The organism is Bradyrhizobium sp. S3.7.6, assembly GCF_054061875.1.
This window is the reverse complement of record NZ_JBSSEQ010000001.1, coordinates 1,482,525-1,501,330: the sequence shown is the minus strand read 5'-3', so window position 1 is coordinate 1,501,330 and position 18,806 is coordinate 1,482,525. Positions and strand designations below refer to the sequence as shown.

15 protein-coding genes are annotated in these 18,806 nt (G+C 60.4%); 6 read left to right on the top strand and 9 right to left on the bottom strand.

Annotated features, from left to right (window positions below; translation table 11 throughout):
• Window positions 1–32 precede the first annotated feature (32 nt).
• A complete protein-coding gene (locus ACVJ5M_RS07105; RefSeq protein ID WP_063986044.1) occupies window positions 33–1,658 on the bottom strand; it encodes a glycosyltransferase family 39 protein in 1,626 nt (541 codons plus the stop codon).
• Window positions 1,659–1,784: 126 nt separating this feature from the next.
• On the opposite strand from ACVJ5M_RS07105, the gene lepA reads away from it, so the two are divergent.
• On the top strand, window positions 1,785–3,596 hold the full coding sequence (lepA, locus tag ACVJ5M_RS07100; protein WP_028148267.1) for a translation elongation factor 4: 1,812 nt from the start codon (window positions 1,785–1,787) through the stop codon (window positions 3,594–3,596).
• 951 nt (window positions 3,597–4,547) lie between these two features.
• Here the strand turns inward: lepA and ACVJ5M_RS07095 are convergent.
• Entirely contained in the window at window positions 4,548–6,128 is a 1,581-nt protein-coding gene (locus ACVJ5M_RS07095) for a winged helix-turn-helix domain-containing protein (protein WP_063986043.1), read from the bottom strand.
• Between the two features lie 521 nt (window positions 6,129–6,649).
• On the opposite strand from ACVJ5M_RS07095, the gene ACVJ5M_RS07090 reads away from it, so the two are divergent.
• Complete coding sequence (locus ACVJ5M_RS07090; RefSeq protein ID WP_354100018.1) at window positions 6,650–7,471, top strand: ABC transporter substrate-binding protein; 822 nt, start codon at window positions 6,650–6,652, stop codon at window positions 7,469–7,471.
• 182 nt (window positions 7,472–7,653) lie between these two features.
• Here the strand turns inward: ACVJ5M_RS07090 and ACVJ5M_RS07085 are convergent, their stop codons facing one another.
• The 3 genes from ACVJ5M_RS07085 to ACVJ5M_RS07075 form a co-directional block, all read right to left on the bottom strand.
• Window positions 7,654–8,190, bottom strand: a complete 537-nt coding sequence (locus ACVJ5M_RS07085) for a hypothetical protein (RefSeq protein WP_063980736.1) — start codon at window positions 8,188–8,190, stop codon at window positions 7,654–7,656.
• 484 nt (window positions 8,191–8,674) lie between these two features.
• Window positions 8,675–9,520: a hypothetical protein gene (locus ACVJ5M_RS07080; RefSeq protein WP_187387910.1), complete on the bottom strand. Its 846-nt coding sequence runs from the start codon at window positions 9,518–9,520 to the stop codon at window positions 8,675–8,677.
• 290 nt (window positions 9,521–9,810) lie between these two features.
• The gene (locus ACVJ5M_RS07075; RefSeq protein ID WP_063980734.1) at window positions 9,811–10,701 is read right to left on the bottom strand and encodes a hypothetical protein; all 891 of its coding nucleotides are present in this window, start codon (window positions 10,699–10,701) and stop codon (window positions 9,811–9,813) included.
• A 362-nt stretch (window positions 10,702–11,063) separates the two neighbouring features.
• Here ACVJ5M_RS07075 and ACVJ5M_RS07070 point away from each other — a divergent pair, with 362 nt between their 5' ends.
• Window positions 11,064–11,600: a hypothetical protein gene (locus ACVJ5M_RS07070; RefSeq protein ID WP_187387909.1), complete on the top strand. Its 537-nt coding sequence runs from the start codon at window positions 11,064–11,066 to the stop codon at window positions 11,598–11,600.
• A gap of 141 nt (window positions 11,601–11,741) precedes the next feature.
• On the opposite strand, the gene ACVJ5M_RS07065 is transcribed toward ACVJ5M_RS07070, so the two are convergent.
• Window positions 11,742–13,301: a glycoside hydrolase family 17 protein gene (locus tag ACVJ5M_RS07065; protein ID WP_084795330.1), complete on the bottom strand. Its 1,560-nt coding sequence runs from the start codon at window positions 13,299–13,301 to the stop codon at window positions 11,742–11,744.
• Window positions 13,302–13,830: 529 nt separating this feature from the next.
• Here ACVJ5M_RS07065 and ACVJ5M_RS07060 point away from each other — a divergent pair.
• Complete coding sequence (locus tag ACVJ5M_RS07060; RefSeq protein WP_063980731.1) at window positions 13,831–15,204, top strand: (Fe-S)-binding protein; 1,374 nt, start codon at window positions 13,831–13,833, stop codon at window positions 15,202–15,204.
• 188 nt (window positions 15,205–15,392) lie between these two features.
• Here ACVJ5M_RS07060 and ACVJ5M_RS07055 read toward each other — a convergent pair whose 3' ends face one another.
• Complete coding sequence (locus ACVJ5M_RS07055; protein WP_063986042.1) at window positions 15,393–15,809, bottom strand: SRPBCC family protein; 417 nt, start codon at window positions 15,807–15,809, stop codon at window positions 15,393–15,395.
• A 299-nt stretch (window positions 15,810–16,108) separates the two neighbouring features.
• Here ACVJ5M_RS07055 and ACVJ5M_RS07050 point away from each other — a divergent pair, with 299 nt between their 5' ends.
• Window positions 16,109–16,318 carry a hypothetical protein gene (locus ACVJ5M_RS07050; RefSeq protein WP_063980730.1) on the top strand — a complete coding sequence of 70 codons (210 nt, stop codon included), beginning with the start codon at window positions 16,109–16,111 and terminating at the stop codon, window positions 16,316–16,318.
• Window positions 16,319–16,447: 129 nt separating this feature from the next.
• Entirely contained in the window at window positions 16,448–16,693 is a 246-nt protein-coding gene (locus tag ACVJ5M_RS07045) for a hypothetical protein (protein ID WP_063980729.1), read from the top strand.
• A gap of 59 nt (window positions 16,694–16,752) precedes the next feature.
• Here the strand turns inward: ACVJ5M_RS07045 and ACVJ5M_RS07040 are convergent, their stop codons facing one another.
• Window positions 16,753–17,769, bottom strand: a complete 1,017-nt coding sequence (locus tag ACVJ5M_RS07040) for a methyltransferase (RefSeq protein WP_063980728.1) — start codon at window positions 17,767–17,769, stop codon at window positions 16,753–16,755.
• Between the two features lie 24 nt (window positions 17,770–17,793).
• On the bottom strand, window positions 17,794–18,768 hold the full coding sequence (locus ACVJ5M_RS07035) for a Bug family tripartite tricarboxylate transporter substrate binding protein (protein WP_084794947.1): 975 nt from the start codon (window positions 18,766–18,768) through the stop codon (window positions 17,794–17,796).
• Window positions 18,769–18,806: the final 38 nt, after the last annotated feature.

The following is an 18,806-nucleotide window of genomic DNA, read 5'->3' as shown; positions in this document are numbered from 1 at the left end:
TTGCCCACCCTACGGGACCGACAACGCCGCAATCACTTCGCCGGCGGGGCGATGTAGATATTCCAGCTCATCGCCGGGCCGGCCTTGCCGTGGGTGAAGCGGCGCGTCGTCATCACGATGCGCTCGGCGTTCGGCGCGATCTCCGAGACCCATTTCTCGAACGCCGGGAGGCGGCCATCGGTCGGATCGAACACGCCGATGAAACCATACTTCTTGGCATCCTCGCGCGATGTCAGCCCGGAATCCCAGGCTTCGAGCGGCATCAACGCGGCCGGATGGTCGGGGCTGTAGAACACCATCGGCTGGATCGACTCCATGGTGCCGGCAACGACCGCCCAGCGCGAGCCGAAACGCGTGTGCCAGGCCTGCGTCAATTCATGCGCTAGCTCCGAGCGCGCGCCGTAGGTCGCCGTGTTGCCGGCATTAGCGGCCATCTCGCGCGCGGCGATCCAGGGCGAGGCGGCGAGCGTGGCGACGCTGAGCAGGAGCCAGATCACGGCGATGTTGAACAGGGCCGCGCTCTGCACCCGCAGCGCCGGGATCGCGACCAGCGCCAAGGGTACCAGGAAGAACAGCGAGATGCCCCAATCGGTCTTCATGTAGATGCTGAAGGCCAGCGCGCCGAGCGGCGGGCCGACCGCGACGATGATCTGGATGATCCAGACGTTCAACGCCTGCGCAACATTGACGCCGGGATTGGCGCCGCGCCCCCAGGCACGCGTGACGATGCGTAACGGTGCGCGCAACAGCAACGTGAACCAATGCGGCACCAGCGCCATTGCGAGCGCGGCCAGCGCCACCGGCAACGCCAGCAGCGCCAGATTATGCAGGGCGTAGCCCGCCACGAGCTGATGGACCTGGCGGCTGTCATCGAGGCTGTAGGTATCGCCGGCATAGGTCAGCGGCACGAAATGCACGCCGGCAAGCCAGACGATGTGCGGGATCATCGCCACGACCATTGTCGCGATCGCCACCCACGGCGCCGGCGACAGCAGGAATCGCAGCCGGTCGGGATGGATCAGCGCGGCAAGGCCAATGGCGCCGATCATGGTCAGCACCCAGTATTTGGTCATCAGCGCCAGCGCGCCGGCGAGCCCGAACCAGATACCGGACTGCCAGGTCCGCTTCTCGAAGGCGTTGAGATAGGCGAGCACGAGCAGCGGCAGCGTGACGAGTTGGAGCAGGTCGGGGTTGTACTTGAAACCCTTGAAATTGAAGATCGGGTAGAGCGCGACCATCACCACGACCAGGAACGCACGCCGCGCGTCCACGACGCGCAAGCTCAGCAGCCAGCAGATCACCATGCCGACGCCGACGGTCGCCATCGCCAGCGCATAGGTCGCCCAGTCCGCCGCCGGGAACACCTTGAACCAGAGGCCGGCGACCCAGCCCGACAGCGGCGGGTGCTTGCCGTAGCCCCACAGGAACTCCTGGCCCCAGCCATAGGCTTCTGCGACGTCCATGTGAACGTCCTGCGCTGCCTTGAGATTGATCAGGATGAAGGTCCAGATCACGGCATGCAGGATGGCGAGCTGGATCACCAGCCAGAGCCGCGCTTCGGGCCGGATCGCGCAGGCAACCAGCCAGGCCCGGAAGCGGTTAAAGCTCACCCGGGCTTTTACGCGTGTTCGGGCGGAGGGGATCGAGGTCGTGGACATGAGCCTGGACATGGGCCGTTGCGTAGCGCGTTTTGGGCCCTCGTGGAATCAGCTTGGCGTGAAGAAAGGCCCTGAAAATACAGCAATATGGTTGCCGCACGGGGATGTGAGTGGTATCCCGCGCCCATGACGACCGTCCCCATTTCCAACATCCGCAACTTCTCCATCGTCGCCCATATCGACCATGGCAAGTCGACGCTGGCCGACCGCCTGATCCAGATGACCGGCGGCCTCACCGACCGCGAAATGGCGGGCAAGGAGCAGGTGCTCGATTCCATGGACATCGAGCGCGAGCGCGGCATCACCATCAAGGCGCAGACGGTCCGCCTCGCCTACCACGCCAAGGACGGCAAGGACTACATCTTCAACCTGATGGACACGCCCGGCCATGTCGACTTCGCCTACGAAGTCTCGCGGTCGCTGGCGGCCTGCGAGGGTTCCCTGCTGGTGGTCGACGCCAGCCAGGGCGTCGAAGCGCAGACGCTCGCCAACGTCTACCAGGCGCTCGACAACAATCACGAGATCGTCCCGGTCCTGAACAAGGTCGACCTTCCCGCGGCCGAACCCGAGAAGATCAAGCAGCAGATCGAGGACGTCATCGGCATCGATGCCTCCGACGCCGTGATGATCTCGGCCAAGACCGGCCTCGGCGTCCCCGACGTGCTGGAAGCCATCGTCACCCGCCTGCCGCCGCCGAAGGGCGACCGCGAGGCGACCTTGAAGGCGCTCTTGGTCGACAGCTGGTACGACGTCTATCTCGGCGTAGTCGTGCTGATCCGCGTGGTCGACGGCGTCATGAAGAAGAACCAGCGCATCCGCATGATGGGCACAGGCGCGGCGTATGACGTCGAGCGCGTCGGCTTCTTCACCCCGAAGATGGAGCAGGTCGACGAGCTCGGCCCCGGCGAGATCGGCTTCATCACCGCGGCGATCAAGGAAGTCGCCGACACCCGCGTCGGCGACACCATCACCGACGACAGGAAGCCGGTCACCGAAATGCTGCCGGGCTTCAAGCCGGCGATCCCGGTGGTGTTCTGCGGCCTGTTCCCGGCCGACGCCAATGACTTCGAAACGCTGCGCGGGGCGATGGGCAAGTTGCGCCTCAACGACGCGAGCTTCTCCTACGAGATGGAAACCTCGGCTGCGCTGGGCTTCGGCTTCCGCTGCGGCTTCCTCGGGCTATTGCACCTCGAGATCATCCAGGAGCGGCTGTCGCGCGAGTTCGACCTCAACCTGATCGCGACCGCGCCAAGCGTGATCTACAAGATGCACCTGACCGACGGCCAGGAGATCTCGATCCACAATCCCGTCGACATGCCCGACGTGGTCAAGATCGCCGATATCGAGGAGCCCTGGATCGAGGCCACCATCCTCACTCCCGACGAATATCTCGGCAGCGTGTTGAAGCTGTGCCAGGATCGCCGCGGCGCGCAGAAGGAGCTGACCTATGTCGGCTCCCGCGCCATGGTGAAGTACGATCTGCCGCTCAACGAAGTCGTGTTCGACTTCTACGACCGCCTGAAATCGGTCTCGAAAGGCTACGCCTCGTTCGACTATCACCTGACCGACTACAAGGTGGCCGATCTCGTCAAGATGCAGATCCTGGTCAACAACGAGCCGGTCGACGCGCTGTCGATGCTGGTGCATCGCACCCGCGCGGAGGGGCGCGGCCGCGCGATGGTCGAGAAGATGAAGGAGCTGATCCCGCCGCACATGTTCCAGATCCCGATCCAGGCGGCGATCGGCGGCAAGGTGATCGCGCGCGAGACGGTGCGCGCGCTGCGCAAGGACGTCACCGCAAAGTGCTACGGCGGCGACATCACGCGTAAGCGGAAACTTCTGGAGAAGCAGAAGGAAGGCAAGAAGAAGATGCGGCAGTTCGGCAAGGTCGACATCCCGCAGGAAGCCTTCATTGCCGCGCTGAAGGTCGATAGCTGAGGCCAGTGCTCGGGCCACACCGGACCTGACGAGATTGGGGTCCGGCCCGGATATCGGGACCGACAAACAAAATTCGCGAAAACAACCCCATGCACAGTAGCCGGCCCTTGTCGGCATTGGGCTTTTTCGATTTTACGAAATCGATTTGACCCGTCGGGCAAAACAGGGGCATGATGTCATCATGGCAGCGGGTGTGCAGCAGGCGTCCATCAGGACACGCCATCTCGGCCGCCGACCGATTGGCAACCTCTGAATTCGATATCCTGGCGCCACGTCGATGACGGCTTGCGTCGGCTTCTGGCCCATAAACCGACCTGCCAAGCACTGCTCCTCGAAGACCGCTTTTGACCCGTGGCGACATTGGAGCAACTCCGTCCATTGCCCTTCGGGAATAAGGTTGTTATGTTTAATCGACGCCACCACTGCTTGTAGCTCTCTTGAATAGTCGCCCACTTCGAGGTGGAGTTGTGGAGGACATTACTATGAGATTTTCCTCGCTGTTCCTTGTGGGCTTAGCTGTCGCCATTTTGTCGAATGCACCCGCCAACGCCGTGAAGAAAACTACGAGGCCGAACACTCCATCGACAGAGATATTTTACTCGGGTGCGCATGCCAAAGTGCTTGACCCGGATATAAGGGCGTTTGCGCCAGCCAAGGCCAGGACGTACGTGGAATGCAAACAAGGGTTATGGGCGCAAGGTGCAAACCCCAACTATCAATACGCGGTCTGTAGCAGTATGGGGTACAAGAACTGACCAATTCACGCACGCAGCAGAGGCCGCCCTCAGATGGTGGCCTCTCTGTCATATCGGGTCTTATGAGGCCAGCAGGGAACGTCGCCTCCTGGCCCGTGTGAGACATGGCGGTGCAGTCCGACGATTTCCGTTCACAGGGGTAAACCGGAAGAGAGCGGCACGCGGCCATAGTAACGCGATAGACCGATCGCCGGCATCACCCCTCCGGTACTCCGGCGATGTACAATCCCCTAACCAAGCGCCTGGCTCCTGCAACGAAATTCGCGTCGCCGCGCACTGGAACGTTTCTGACGCGACGGATCGTAAATGTTGGATCAAGTGCAAGTCCGGTTTTGGCGGCCACTTGCGCCTCGTCCAGCCTCCCAAGAAGCGCGAGCGCTGCAGCGTACCCGAAATGCAGCAGCGGATAGTTTCGGTTGGCCTCGATTCCTCGGGCACACCAAGCGGCCGCTTCAGCGTCTGCTGCGATCTGGAGCTTGGCAAAGCCCGCCGTATTCATCCATCGGAAGGCGGAGATATCGCGAGGGGAAAGGCGCAGTGCTTCGTTGACGTGGAACTCGGTATCCGCACCGCAACCCATATAAAATTTGGCCTGACCCATCATCTCGTGAGCGTCAGCCAGATTGCGATCCAGGGCCAAGGCTCGCTCGCACTCAGCCACGCCTTGGGCCGTCCGGTTCGTATAGATGAGCACCATTGCCAAGGTGAAATGAGCCCAGGCATGGTCCGGAGCAAGGCGGAGCGCCTTTAGCACCATGGTCTCTGCCGCTGCCAGATGCGGAGGCTCGTTGTCTTTCAAGAACGCCGCGACAAGCACTGTCTCGACCAACGCGCTCCAGCTCATGGCGTCGACATTTTGCGGATCAGTCGCCAGAGCCCGTTCAAAGGAATTGCGAGCTTCTGTCAAATTCTCGAGTGTCACCCCCCTATTGCAAGAATGGCGGCCCTGGAAATAGAGATCCATGGCATCGGGATTCAACGTTCTTGCCGCGCGACGCGCCTCGGCCACGATGAGCTGGTTGTCTAAGGTCCGCGCAATCCTTGCTACGATTTCGTCCTGCATATCGAGCAGATCGGCGAAGGGCTTGTCGAAGCGGTCGGCCCACAAATGATTGCCCGTCGTCGCGTCGATCAATTGAACATTCACCCGGAGACGATTATCGCAACGCTGCACCGAGCCTTCAAGCGCGTAGCGAACATTCAACTCACGACCAATCTGCCTGACATCGACCGATTTGCCTTTGTAGGTGAACGCGGTGTGTTGGCCGATAACAAATGAGCCACTGATGCGTGATAAATCCGTGGTGAGGCTCCCGGTCACACCATCGACAAAGTAGTCCTGCTCGGGGGCGCTGCTGAGATTGACGAAGGGCAACACAACGATGGAAAGGCGAGGTGGTGAAAGCGACCTCTGCGCCGTATCATCGTTCTGCGCCACTTGGCCAAGGGGGACGGTTGTGGGCCTTTGCGCCTCCTGCACCGCGCCAACGAAGCGGAAACCCTTGCGGGGCATCGTCTTGATCAGGCGCTGTTTCTCGCCCGTGTCGCCAATTGCGCTGCGAGCTGCATTCATGCGCGTCGTGAGCGCGGCATCTGAGACGATGCGACCACTCCAGACCGCACCGAGGAGATCGTCCTTGCTGACAACCCGCTCCCTGTTGCGAATGAGGTAAAGGAGCAAGTCAAACGTTTGCGGCGCAGTAGCAATCAGCTCGGCTCCGCAGCGCAGCTCGCGCTGGTCCGTGTCCAATACATAGTCTTCGAAGAGATAGCGCAACGCCGTCTTCTCCGCCCGATAGACCACATTTCTTCCCAAACGCGCTCATCGCAGAAGGACACCAAGAATAGGCCGGAGACGAGAGAAAAGTAAGCTGTTCGTTCAGGGATGACCGACGGCGGCCGATATGGAGCGGCTAGGCACTTCCGCTCGTGCCCCATCGCTTCCGTTGACGCGGTGCAGCTATGTCGGGTGATGGCGGCAGAGCGGAAGTTTGCCCCTGAGCGCCAAACCGACGCTTTTGACCCAACCCGGACATCGCAGAGCCACCTTTGATTTTCAGTATGGCCTTTTAGACGCTAAGATGCGTTGACCTAGACTCTGGCTAGGGGGCGAACATGAGGCGGCGTGCTTTTCTCTGTGCCGTTTGTGGTGCGGTAGCATCGCCGCAGCTGGCTGCGGCCGCGGGGAGCACCAAGAAGAAACGTCTTGCTATTTTCGTCCCATCAGAGCCGAGCGCGGACTGGCACGATCAGAGCGGGAAAAGATATCCTCGAGCCCTCTTCGCGGAACTGCGACGGTTGGGACAGATCGAGGGACAAAACCTCACAGTCGAAAGTTATGGTCGAGAGCAAAATACGTCCGGCCTCGAAGCCTCGGCGACGGAAATCGTTAGCAGCAACCCGGATGTCATTCTCCTCGGTGGTCCTGGCGCACTCATATTCAAGAAACTGACATCGCGTATTCCAATCGTAACGATAACTGCCGACCCCGTTAGATTGGGGATTGCCGAAAGTCTGGCTCACCCGGGCAGCAATTTCACGGGAGCCAGCATCGATGCCGGTCCATCGATTCATGGAAAACGGATTGCACTGCTGCGCGAAATCTTTCCTTCAATATCAAAACTTGGCTTGCTCGCTCTTCACATCCAATACAGCGGGCTCGTCAAGGGTTCGCCTATCCCCGCAGCGGCCCAGGAGGCTGGCCTACCTATCGCGGTGTCGCTACTGGATGTTGGTGCTCAAGAAAATGACTGGCGGGCAGCGGTAGAGAGCCTTTCCGGCGAAGGCGCAAATGCAGTCATGGTGGTCGACTCCCCTGAAACTTTTCAAAACAGCGCTTTGATCGCCAAGTTGCTGACCGACGCGAGACTTCCGGCGATTTTCGCGTTCACCGAATCCGTCGAAGCCGGGGGCCTAATGGCCTACTCCTTTGATCTAGTCGAATTGTATCAGCGCGCTGCCAACAACATCGACGCAATTCTCCGCGGAGCAAAAGCTGGCGATATTCCATTCTACCAAGTGACCAAATTCGATCTGTCCATCAACTTGAAGACGGCCAGGCAGCTGGGCCTTTCCGTCTCTCCTGCACTCGCGGCCAGTGCCGACAAGGTCATCGAGTGAACAGGTCCGGTTATGGCCCGCGGGTGACATGCCCGCGCAGTCTGACGATTTCCGTTCACAGCGGCAGACCGGAAGGGAGCGGCACGCGGCCATATTGACGCGATTGACCCGAAGGCGACATACAGCAAGCTTCAACTTCGGGACGTCAACCTTATTGGCCAATCGTAGTTCGACCGCGGAGATTACTGAGCCTGCTTCAAGTAGGCTTCAACCTCGCGCAGGTCGTTCTGCGGAGGAAATGACAGGAGAGCCTGAGACGGACTGCACCACGGATAGGGAAGCGAAGATAGCCAGCGCATCACGCCATCGAGTTCGGCGCCAGATAAGACTTTCATGACTTCAATGGTGATCACCAGCCTCACCACTTTTCCGTGCTCATTGAAATGCCAGTCGTAACGTCCACATCCAACTCGCAGCGGTTGCCCGCTGGCCTTGGCGGACATCCCCACCAACCAATGGCACTGAAAGCGCGCTCGGTCCGTTTCGGAAGGCCGGGATAGGCAGAACGTGTAGATGTTCTCGTATTCGACACCAAAACGACGCACCAAGATTTCTTCCACGGCGTTCAAGCCGGAAGCCGTGTTGGGGAATGAAATGGCGTCGGTCTTGACCACCATTTCGAGTGCAATGTCTTCAGAGAACGCCTGCCTCATCAAGAACGGTCGGTTGCCGTCCTTGGCCAAGATGTAGGTTCTTACTGCTTCGGCAGGTGTGGGCATGGTGCCTCAGGCTAGCACACTCAGGCTCCAAACGGGAATGTCCGCTTCTCGCCATCAGCGAAGTGGCGACACCTTTCATTGGGGCCCGCTTGGTGGGGTGGAGCGGACTGACTTTGCTCACTCTGCGTTCTTCGCATTTTGACCCGATTGAGACATCGGTCGCGTTCCAGCGTACCCAATATGAAGGGCTACAACCCGCCTATTCAGGCGCCGACCAAATTCGATTGGTGATCAACTTCAAGACCGCCAAAAAAAGCGCTCGACCTCGACGTGTCGTTGCATCTCCAGCGGCCCACCGACGAGGTGATCAAACTAAATGTGAGATGCTGTTTGCCGCCGGTTCCAGCCAGCCGATGATCTCTTTGTTGAAGTGGTGAATTGCGAGTGCGAGGTACGTGTCGGTGGACTTAACGCCGCCGAAGCAGATGACTCCGCAATCGTTGAAGCGGTGGGGATTGGTGCAGTCATCCGCCCAGGGAACTGGCTACGCGCCAGTTGTCACGATGCAGTTGATCACAGACGGGTAATCACTTTGCTCCTGTAAGCGAATAAATTCTTTGATTGCGCGATAACACGTCGGCATCGACGCACTTCCACCCATGCTTTGGTTCGCCCAACGATCCAACATGACATGCGTCTTGACAATTTCTGCGTTCGCCGCGCGCAGTATGCCGACGGAAGGCGAAGCCGTTTCAAACAGATACTTGTGGAAGCTGATCACGAAAGTATCGCTTCTCGGTAATCCGTTGCCATACGGAAGAAGGTCCACATCCCGCACAGTCTTTATATTTTTATAGAGCCACTGCGAATCGATCAACGCTTTCCCAATCCCTCTTCCCTCAACGCCAAGCGGAGCAACCCACTCGGGGCCCGGGGCTATGGTGGACCAAAAGATCACGCGATCATCACGGCGGTTCTCCATCGCCTTGAGCATGCAGAGGAACCGTTCCTTTTGTGGATCGTTCGAATGCTCCACCTCGTACTGGAGCTTCTTGAGTTTGTCGGGCCAGGGTATGGGTGCAGGTGGGGGCGGAGGCGGCATAGCGGGAAGATAGATTTTGCGCAGCTTCGGGTCAGCCCCGATAAACGCGTAATTGCGCCCCCCGTCACGGCTGTGGCGGCAACCCACGAGCTCTCGCAAATACCAATTCACCTCCTCAGGAACGTGCGTTTGGAAATTGAACTCGATTAACGCCCACGCATCTATGTGCTCGCGCGCCGCAATTTTCCACCAGTCGTCCGTATCCAAGACCGGATATTCGCGCCCGCCTTTGGGCGGCCACAAGCCGCGTTTCTGCACTGGATTAAGAGGAACTTTGATATTGACCATTCAACGCCTCCCGCACAGTCCGAACCGTAGCGCGATACGCACCGGCCACGGTGGCGAAAGAAATGAAGTTTCGCCGGAAACATCGGAATGGCAACACGTCGGCGACGCGCCCGATATGAACTATCTCACATTTGTTCTGGCGCCAGCCGCTCGCGGACAATGTCGCCCCTTGGCCCATCGCGCCACTTTCCGCGCGGCGAGAGAACTTCCGAAGCTGGTGCCAGACCGGAAGTCGTCGGCTAAAGGTCCAGGCTGGTGCTTCTGACCCAAAGCGGAAAATCAATGCGCTATCACCTTACCTCGTCAGCGCGGGGCGGGAACAATACGGGACTTTTCTCTGGCATGTCTCCTCTTCGATTTGTGGCGCAATCGAACAGCCACCGCGGTGGCAAATCCGTGAGTAGCGCCACCAAGTGACATGCAGCCTGTTCCTTTGAGACGCCCGGCGGGTAGTAGATTGAGGAGTCGCGATCGATTCCGGCATAGAACTGAGCCCGTTTGGCGATGATTTCGCGCGTCTTCTCGTCCGCGAGCTTGAAGCACAAATCTATCAGCCCCCCGTCCGCCGTGCCTCGCGACAAATCGGTTGAGAACGCCTTTTGAACGGCCTCGATGGCCAAGGATCTCTTTTCCTCATCGACCTCTTTCTTCTTACGCTTGATCCACGTCCTCGCCCACCAGGTCGCAATGACTGCGAGCCCAAAAGCAGCCAGCGTAGCCAATACCGAGGCCTCCGGAGCCAGCCAAGCCGACAACGACGCCAAGACCAGGAAAAGCCAAACAGCGATGGACGCAAGGTAAATCGTGCCGATACCTACTCGGTGGTCGACTTTCCATGGGATGCCGAAAAGACGAAACTTGAGCGACGCGCGCGGGCGGTTGGCAAATGCTCCATCCGCGAGACCAAGGCTTCGTTCAATGTATGCGGCACGTCTCACGAGTTCATCATACAGCTCGTCATTTCTCGTATTGTAGGTCACGAGCCCGATCGTTGCGATCAGGCCAAACAACGAGAACACAAAGCTCCGGCCATCAATGTGGTCGACTTTGAGCGCAATGGCTACGGCGGTCGCGATCGGCAGTAGACCCAGCAACTTGAACCGGATGTCGGTCAGCGTCCGAAAGTTGCTGCAGACCTCGCCGTATTCCGTGGAAAGTGCGTTTCGACGATTTTCGTCCATGGCCTACTCCGCGAAACGTCCAGTTCTTGTCGAACCGAAGTTAGTTGGCGCGCACAGTGCAGTTTAGCACGCGCACGGGTCTCCCAATGTGGGCTAGTTCACGCTTGCGCTCCGGCATACTGAAGTCAGTCCGCCCCCCAACGACGTTGGTGAAGTTGGGTTTTCGTCTCTGATCAATGTCTGCTGCTGGCCCATCAGCGAAGTGGCGACACCTTTCATTGAGGTCCGCTTGGCGGAGTAGAGCGGGCTGACTTTGCTCACTCTGAGTTCTTCGCATTTTGACCCAAAGCAGACCTAATCTGTTCAACTTCTCAAAACTGGATTATAGTGCCACTACAACCATTCGGTGCGCAGTGCTGTAGATGAAATCGGTCAAGCGAAGCCTAGCTCTTGTCGCTGCGATGATGAGCGCAATCATTGTCGGTCCGCCGCGTTCCTCGGCGATGGAGAACAAGACGCCCATTGCGTATTTTTCAGAAGGCGCGCCAGACAATCTCGTAGAGGCACTGAACAATTTGTCTCCCGACGCTAGGGATGTCGTCGTTGCGAGAGTTCGCTTGCAGCAACCCGTAATATGGATGGGTGGCCGTCACTGCGAGCTTTGTACCAACGATGTATGGTTCGCCCGTCTGAGAATCACGGAGACTCTCAAAGGCAAAGCTGAAGTCGGCCAAGTGCTCGATGTTTTCCTAGGCCAGCGTAGCGAACACCGAAGGTACATCGCCATTCCCCGCACACCGGATCAACGGGGCCGAGAGTACACGGTGGCGATCTATTCTATGGGAGATGGCATTCAGCGGCTCGCTTCATTTCCAATAAGTAAACCTCAATACGACAGATTATCCTCTGATTGGCTTGCATATGAAGGCGAGCGATCGAGGGCAGGATTTCGGGATTAGGTCGTGGGTCCGCTTCTGGCCCGTGTGAGACGTGCCGGTGCAGTCTGACGATTTCCGTTCACAGAGGTAGACCGGAAGAGATCGGCACGCGGCCATAGTGACGCGATTGACCCACAACGGAAGTCGGCTGGCCAGGTTTACTCAAGCGCGCGCCCGCCACAGCGTAACCGCAAGCAGCATATAGGCAGCACAAGTCCATAGCGACTGCCAATTGTCCGGTCCTTCGCTAAGCGCCGCATAGATGGCTGCCACCAGGAATACGACGGCAAACATCGCTTCCGCCATGGGGCGGATTCCCTTCTTCGGGCGATTGAGCTGCGTCATCGCCGCGAAAGGGACCGCCGCCATAGTGAGGGCCGCAAAGGGAAAATCCTTTTCGCGCGGGTCAAACACCAGGCCCAGCGCCGTCTCAGTGCCGATCACGATGGTTACGATCAAGATCAATCCGTGCATGATCGCCAGTCCCGATGGGGTCCGGTAGTGCTCCGGACCCAGCAATTCCAAAAATGTGGGCGGTGCGCGCCCGGACATCAGGGCGTTGGCGCCGAACAGCGGCGAGGCAGTTGCCGCCACCAGAAGTGCGCCCCACAGATGCCAGCTGCCCGCGCCGTAGCTTTCATAGAACATCTTTTGAGCGGCCACCCCAAACAAGACTCCGGCGGTGGTTGCCGATATTCCGACCGCAAACCATGAGATGAGCCGGGGCTGCGAGGGCTTCTGGCGCAAGGTCAGCCATGCAGCGCCGAACACCAGGATCGCCAGCGCCATTCCGCTGCTCATTTGCAGTTTCCAGAGCGGATAATTGCTGACGGGGATGCCGGGCGGATATTTCAGCGTGCGCTGCGTGGAATCGAATAAGCCCCACGATCCGCCGACGGTGCCCTCGAACTCATGCTTCCACAATTCATCATACGCCTCGAACAGGTTGACGCGGAAATTCTCGCGCCGGGCAAGATCGAGGACCTCCGAGATCACCCGCGCCTGATTGGTGCGCGATGGTAGCGCCGACTCGCGCATCCGCCCTTCGCTCGGCCAACCTGTTTCTCCAATCAGGATTTCCTTACCCGGAAACGCCGACGCCACCTGCTTTCGGACGGCGTCGACGTGAGCAGCGGCAGATTTCGCCGCGACCGGGACATTTTCCCAATATGGCAGGATATGAAGGGTGACGAAATCGACGGCGTCACCGAGTTCCCGATAGCGCAGCCAGTACTCCCAGACGTCGGAATAGGTGACGGGGACCGGCACCTGTGCCTTGACCGAGCGGATCAAGGCAGCAAGATCGGAAGGTGTCATCTTCCGATGCAACAGAACCTCATTGCCGACCACGAGTGCGGTGATGGTTTCCGGATATTGCCGGGCGAGGCGTATGCCCGTGGATATCTGCGTCGCGCTCTTCCGTCGGTCCCTATCGAGCCAAATTCCCTGAATGACTTTCAGCCCCACCTTGGACGCAAGTTCGGGGATCTGATCGAGACCAAGATCAGTCGCATAGGTACGAATACAGTCGGTTATTTTGGCAAGCTGGGCGAGATCTTCCGCGATCTGGTCCCGCGGCACTGGTGTCGGCGACTCCGACGTTTGGTTGTTGCGGAAGGGCGCGTAGGATATGCATTGCAGCTTGGCATTCGGATCGATCGGCGCGCGCGCCAAGTTGATCGGTATGGCCAGCCACCACCACACCGCGGCGATCGCACCCAGGGATATGATGAGAAGCGCCAGAGGCGTGCGGGGCGAAATAGTTGACCCTCCAACGTAGAGATCGTCGGTCAACCGGCATGTTGTCGTGACCCGACAACAACGGAGATCATCGTCCGCCGGTCCCTACTTGACCTGTGAAAGCTGGTGCCGGATCGTCCGTGCCGCAAGAGGCGAGTCAACATCCAACAAAGGCCTTAAGGGCTACCGCAGGGCGGGTAGAAATAATCCTCCCCATCTCCCGAGATGGCCTTCGGGGACCGGAGCAGAGCGGCCTTGCTCTGACGGTCGCCGTGCCGGCTAACGAACGTCGCCTGTTGACCCGAATGCGAAGTCCAGATCGGTCACGGGTGGTCCGGTAGTAAGAGCACGCCGGCAGCGGGCTCACCCAGCGCGCAGCAGACGCGATTGACCCGAAGGCGACAAATCCCCATTGCGGCCTGCTCGTGTACAGCTCGCCAATTGTGAGTTAGGTTCCGGCGCTGTCGTATGCCGCACGTAGCCGATCCTCCAGCAGGCCTGGGAGTTGGTCATGCAGCCGATGAACGAGGTCCCCTTCGAGACGTCCCTGGCTGAATATGCCGAAGACATGCTCGACGCCTGTACGCGATGTGGGAAATGCGTCGAGGCCTGTCCGAGTGTCGAGCCGGCCGGCATCTCGCGGACGACAAAGTCCGAAGACATCATCGGCGGCATTCTCGAGCTGGTGCGTACCGGCAACGGCCCGGAAGCGTCGCGCAAATGGGCGCTGTCCTGCATGCGAAGCGGGGCATGCATCAAGGCGTGCAGCTATGGCGTCAATCCGCGTTTCCTGCTGAGCATGGCGCGGCTTGGCATCGCGAAGTCGGACAATGAGCTTGCGGAACGGCGCCGGCGGGGTGTCGAGAGGTACCGCGACGGCAGTCGTGGCGTGAACGTGCTTTCGCGCCTGCAACTCGATGCGGACGTGCTCGAACGACTGGGTCAGAGATCGGCGTCGGTCGCCACGCCCGTTGAAACGCCGGATTTCGTGTTTTACACTGGCTGCAATGTGCTCAAGACGCCGCACATCGCCTTGCTTGCCCTCGATATCATGGACGCGCTCGGCGTCAGTTACCAGGTGATGGGCGGACCGAGCCATTGTTGCGGCATTCTCCAGCTCAAGTCTGGCGACGCAGAGATGGCCGGTCGTATGGGATCGAGTACGATGGAAAAGCTGTCGCACTCGAACTCGGGGCAGGTGATCTCCTGGTGCCCGTCGTGCTACGTCCAGTACACGGAGACCATCCTGCCAACGGTGGAGCGACAACACGGGTCCCGCCCGTTCGAGATGAACCCGTTCATGCGCTTTCTCGGCGACCGGCTGGCGCAGCTAAAGCCGCACCTTCAACGCAGGGTCGAAATGCGGGTCGCGCTGCACAGGCATCCCGGCGTGGCCGGCGTCGTGGAATCCGCCGCTGAAATCTTGACGGCGGTACCCGGTATCGAACTCGTCGATCTGAACCAGCCGGCGGTGGGTTTGCAGAGCGTGGATGTCGGCGCGCTTCCAAAGTACAAGCGCGAATTGCAACTCATGGAGCTTGAGGCGGCGCGCGATGCAGGTGTCGATGCACTGGTCGCGGTCTATCATTCCGATCATCGCGAACTGTGCGCGCACGAGCGCGACTGGCCATTTCGTATCATGAATATCCTTGAAGTGGTCGGCGAAAGCATGGGCCTGCATCGGCACGATCGCTACAAGGAGCTCAAGATCATGCAGGACGCCGACCAGATCGTCGCCGACTGTAGCGACCTGATCGCCAAGCACTCGCTTGATCCCGGCAATGCGCGTGACGTGGTGGTGAAGGTGTTGCTTGGCGACCAGCCGCTTCCCCTGAGGCGTGGCGCGCCCCCGGAGACGCGCGCGGGGGGCGTGGAGCCGTCGTAGCAGCTTGACGTCACCTGTTGGCCCACCGCGCCGGTGAGCCCGGCGCAAACCGGAGGTCGCCGGCTGAGGGGGCAACCGACGCGACTGCCCCCGAAGCCGGCTATTCCTCGACTGATCAATTTCCGTCAGGTACTCTGCGCGGAAAGCCGACGGCGCCCGTCAGGGACATCTCCTGCCCCCGCACGGCTTCACGACTTCTTCTGCTTCGCTTGCACGTGTCGCGCGAAGTTGTCGAGGATCGCCTGCCAGCCGCCCTGCTGCTGCTCAACCGAGTGTGTCGGCTCGCTATCGAAGACAACGCGGACGACGACGCCCTTCGCCCCGGGCACGAACTCGACTTCGGCCTTGCGATCGCCGAATGAATATTCGATCAGCTTGTGTTCGACGATCGTCGTGTAAGTCCCGGCGAAGTCAAAGCCCATGCTGCCGTCCTTGGCTTCCATGCGCGACGAGAAGACCCCGCCTTCCCGCAGGTCGACCGTAGCCTTGGTCGTATGCCAGTCGTCGGACGCGGCGTTCCACGCCATGATGTCAGCAGGTGTCGTATAGGCACGCCAGACCTGATCGATGGGGGCTGCTACGGTGGTTTCTACGGTGATCCTCATGAACATAAGCTCCTGGTTCGATTTTCTAGGTGACGGCATCACTGACGTGTGCGGAGTCCATCCAAGGACGATCGAGACTGGTCCATGCCGACAGGGTCGAGCCGTCAAAGCGTTGAAAACACAAAAAAGTCAAAACATCTGTTGGCCACCCACCAGCGGCCGCGAACAAATTGGGGATGAGGGTCACATTTGTTCGATGCGGCTCGTGGCCATTGAACCCGACCCGGGCTCGACGACACTATCTCCCTGCGTCCTAAACGGCCCCGCCCATCTGTGGGCGATACGGGGGAGTGTCTGTCATGCGAAAGCGAAACTGGCGATTGATTGCCGTTGGCTCGGTCCTGCTGGTGCTCGCCGTCCTGTTCTTCCTCTCGATGCGGGACATGACGCCGTGGTCCAATGATCCTGCCGCCCTGATGCGCACGGTCGGAGAGGTCTCGGGTGCTGTCCGCGGCATCAGCCTCGTCATGATCGTCTTCGGTCTGATCGGCAGGAAAGCGCCGGCCTGACAAACGTCGTTCCGGAAGGCCGGACCACGGCGGTATCACGCCTCCGCGATGACAGGGAATAGCGGGTCTTCGATGCAAATCTGAATGTCTGAACCGCACATGCAGGGCGGGATGCATTTGGAGACACCTATGATCACCTCAAAGATGCTGATTGTGGTCACGATCGTATCGACGATGGGCACAGCTTCGGCGCAACCTTTCCACCCGTCGCTGCCCGGAAAGGAAACGACCACCAGGCCGTGGACGGCCCCGGTCGGTCACCGCCAGCCCCACGCCTCCGACGTGCCCTCGGCAAGTTCGGGATCGCTGGATTTCCTCGACCAAGAGGATGCCAACGTCGATCGCAAGATCTCCGGCGTCTGCCGGGGCTGCTGATCGATCCTGCGCCAAGGCCTGATGGGATGAGACTCGACTGGCGTCCCAACGGACGGCAGTCAGTGCCCGACCTTTCGGAATTGGACCAGGCTGAACGAGCCGACACCGCTGGTGCCGACGAAGGCGAAGCCGGCGAGGACGCCAAGCCTGCGGTACTCGGCTTCCGTCCGCTCGCGGCCACCAGGTCCCCGCAGCATATTGAGGTCGCTCATGGCACAGGAGCGGTCCTGGGTCTCAGTCGTCGCAGGCTCCGGCATGATCCGTTCGATCACGATCAACGTTCCGCTGGCCGGCAGCGCGTCCCGGCAGTTGCGCAGAATGACCTCGCAACGATCGTCTCTCCAATTGTGCAGGATGCTCTTCATCAGGATCGTGTCGGCGCCGCCCAGGACCTTCTCGAAGAAACTGCCGGCGACGAACCGGCAGCGATTGGCGATGCCAAGCCGGGCAAAATGCGCCCGCGCTCCCGCCTCGCAGCGCGCGAGATCGAAGGCGATGCCCTCAAGATGCGGGTTGCGCTGGAGCACGCCGCCGATCAATTCGCCGGTGCCGCCACCGAGGTCCATGACAACGCGCGCGGTCGCGAAGTCGTGGGCCGCAACGATCCTTGGAACGATGCTCCGCGTCAGGCTGACCATCGCGGCGTTGAAGCGGCGGGTGAATTCCGGCGCATTGCTCGTCGCGGCATAGCGATCGTCGCCATCGCCGCGCAGCTCGCCCGCGCTCTTGCCCGAGCGAACCGATTCGACCAGTCCGAGCCAGGATTGCGCGAGCATCTCGCCCTCGAAGAGAACCCAGTCCTTGAAGGAGGGGTCGGCGGTCTCGTCGAGCTGCCGGCCGAGCTCGGTCATGGCAAACCGGTCGCGGTCGGCCTGCCTGCACAGGCCAAGTGTCGTCAGGCCAACGAGCAATCGGCGCAGCGCACTTTCATCGGCGGACACCAGCCGGGCGAGCTCGGTCACCGATTTCGCCTCATCGCCGATGGCCTCGGCGAGATTGAGCTTCGCCGCCGCATAGATCACCGCGGTGATGCGATGCGACTGCACGAGATCATGCACGGATGCCGGCCCGCTCATGTGTTGCCTCCTGTCAATGCCGCTTCAATCGGTCGGGACGAACCCCGTTGCCTGAACGATCGCCTTCCACCGGTCGGATTCGGATGCGATCAGCCGGGCGAAGTCTTCCATGGCGATCGCGTCGGGCTCGACGGCCAGCTTTGCCATGCCGGCCTTGACCTCGTCGGTGCGCAAGGCCGCCTGGATCGCGGTGTTGAGCTTATCGACGATCGGCGCCGGCGTCTTGGCCGGAACGAAGAACGCAAACCATGTGAGGTCCTCGAGCGACGGATATCCGGCCTCCCGCATCGTCGGTACCGCCGGAACAAACAGGCTGCGGCGCGGTCCGGTGGTCGCCAGCGCGCGAAGATCTCCGGACTGGACGAGTCCGAGCGAGCTGCCGATCGGCATGACGGTCGCGGCAATCACGCCCTTGACCAGATCCTGAATCGCACCGCCGCCCTGATAGGGCACGTGAAGAAAATCGAAGCCGGCGCTGCGGCCCAGCATCGCACCGAGAAAATGCAGCGAGGTTCCGGCGCCCGGCGAACCAAAGGTGGCGTGCTTCGGATTGGCGCGGCACCAGGCCACGAAGTCCGCCAGCGTCTTGACGTCGGCCGGCACGCTGGGACCGACCGTCAGCAATGTCGGGGTCGAGGCGACGGTCGACACAGGCGTGAAATCCCGCGGATGGTATCTCAGTGTCTTGTAGACGTGCGGAAAGAACATCATGAAGCCGAGCGGCGCGAACAGCATGACCGATCCGTCGGCGTCGGCGCTCTTCACCGCCTCCACCGCGATGCGACCGGCCGCGCCCGGACGGGTCTCGACCACAATGGTTTCCGCATAGCCGCTCATCTGGCCCGCCACGAGCCGCGCCAACCCATCCTGCAGCCCCGGCGTGAAGCCCGTCAGGATATGCGCGGTTCTCGCGATCGGCTGTGCAAGAGCCCGCGGTGAAATATGCGTAGCGGCGAACGCCGCAGCGGCCGCCGACAACACATCACGACGCGTGATCATCACCCGTTTCCCTGATCGAGCCCAGACCAAATGAGATC

What these genes read in the sequence shown, in the direction of transcription:
- ACVJ5M_RS07105 (WP_063986044.1), bottom strand. Translation starts at nt 1,658, where the DNA reads ATGTCCACGACCTCGATCCCCTCCGCCCGAACACGCGTAAAAGCCCGG.
- lepA (WP_028148267.1), top strand. Translation starts at nt 1,785, where the DNA reads ATGACGACCGTCCCCATTTCCAACATCCGCAACTTCTCCATCGTCGCC.
- ACVJ5M_RS07085 (WP_063980736.1), bottom strand. Translation starts at nt 8,190, where the DNA reads ATGCCCACACCTGCCGAAGCAGTAAGAACCTACATCTTGGCCAAGGAC.
- ACVJ5M_RS07080 (WP_187387910.1), bottom strand. Translation starts at nt 9,520, where the DNA reads ATGGTCAATATCAAAGTTCCTCTTAATCCAGTGCAGAAACGCGGCTTG.
- ACVJ5M_RS07075 (WP_063980734.1), bottom strand. Translation starts at nt 10,701, where the DNA reads ATGGACGAAAATCGTCGAAACGCACTTTCCACGGAATACGGCGAGGTC.
- ACVJ5M_RS07070 (WP_187387909.1), top strand. Translation starts at nt 11,064, where the DNA reads ATGAAATCGGTCAAGCGAAGCCTAGCTCTTGTCGCTGCGATGATGAGC.
- ACVJ5M_RS07060 (WP_063980731.1), top strand. Translation starts at nt 13,831, where the DNA reads ATGCAGCCGATGAACGAGGTCCCCTTCGAGACGTCCCTGGCTGAATAT.
- ACVJ5M_RS07055 (WP_063986042.1), bottom strand. Translation starts at nt 15,809, where the DNA reads ATGAGGATCACCGTAGAAACCACCGTAGCAGCCCCCATCGATCAGGTC.
- ACVJ5M_RS07050 (WP_063980730.1), top strand. Translation starts at nt 16,109, where the DNA reads ATGCGAAAGCGAAACTGGCGATTGATTGCCGTTGGCTCGGTCCTGCTG.
- ACVJ5M_RS07045 (WP_063980729.1), top strand. Translation starts at nt 16,448, where the DNA reads ATGATCACCTCAAAGATGCTGATTGTGGTCACGATCGTATCGACGATG.
- ACVJ5M_RS07040 (WP_063980728.1), bottom strand. Translation starts at nt 17,769, where the DNA reads ATGAGCGGGCCGGCATCCGTGCATGATCTCGTGCAGTCGCATCGCATC.
- ACVJ5M_RS07035 (WP_084794947.1), bottom strand. Translation starts at nt 18,768, where the DNA reads ATGATCACGCGTCGTGATGTGTTGTCGGCGGCCGCTGCGGCGTTCGCC.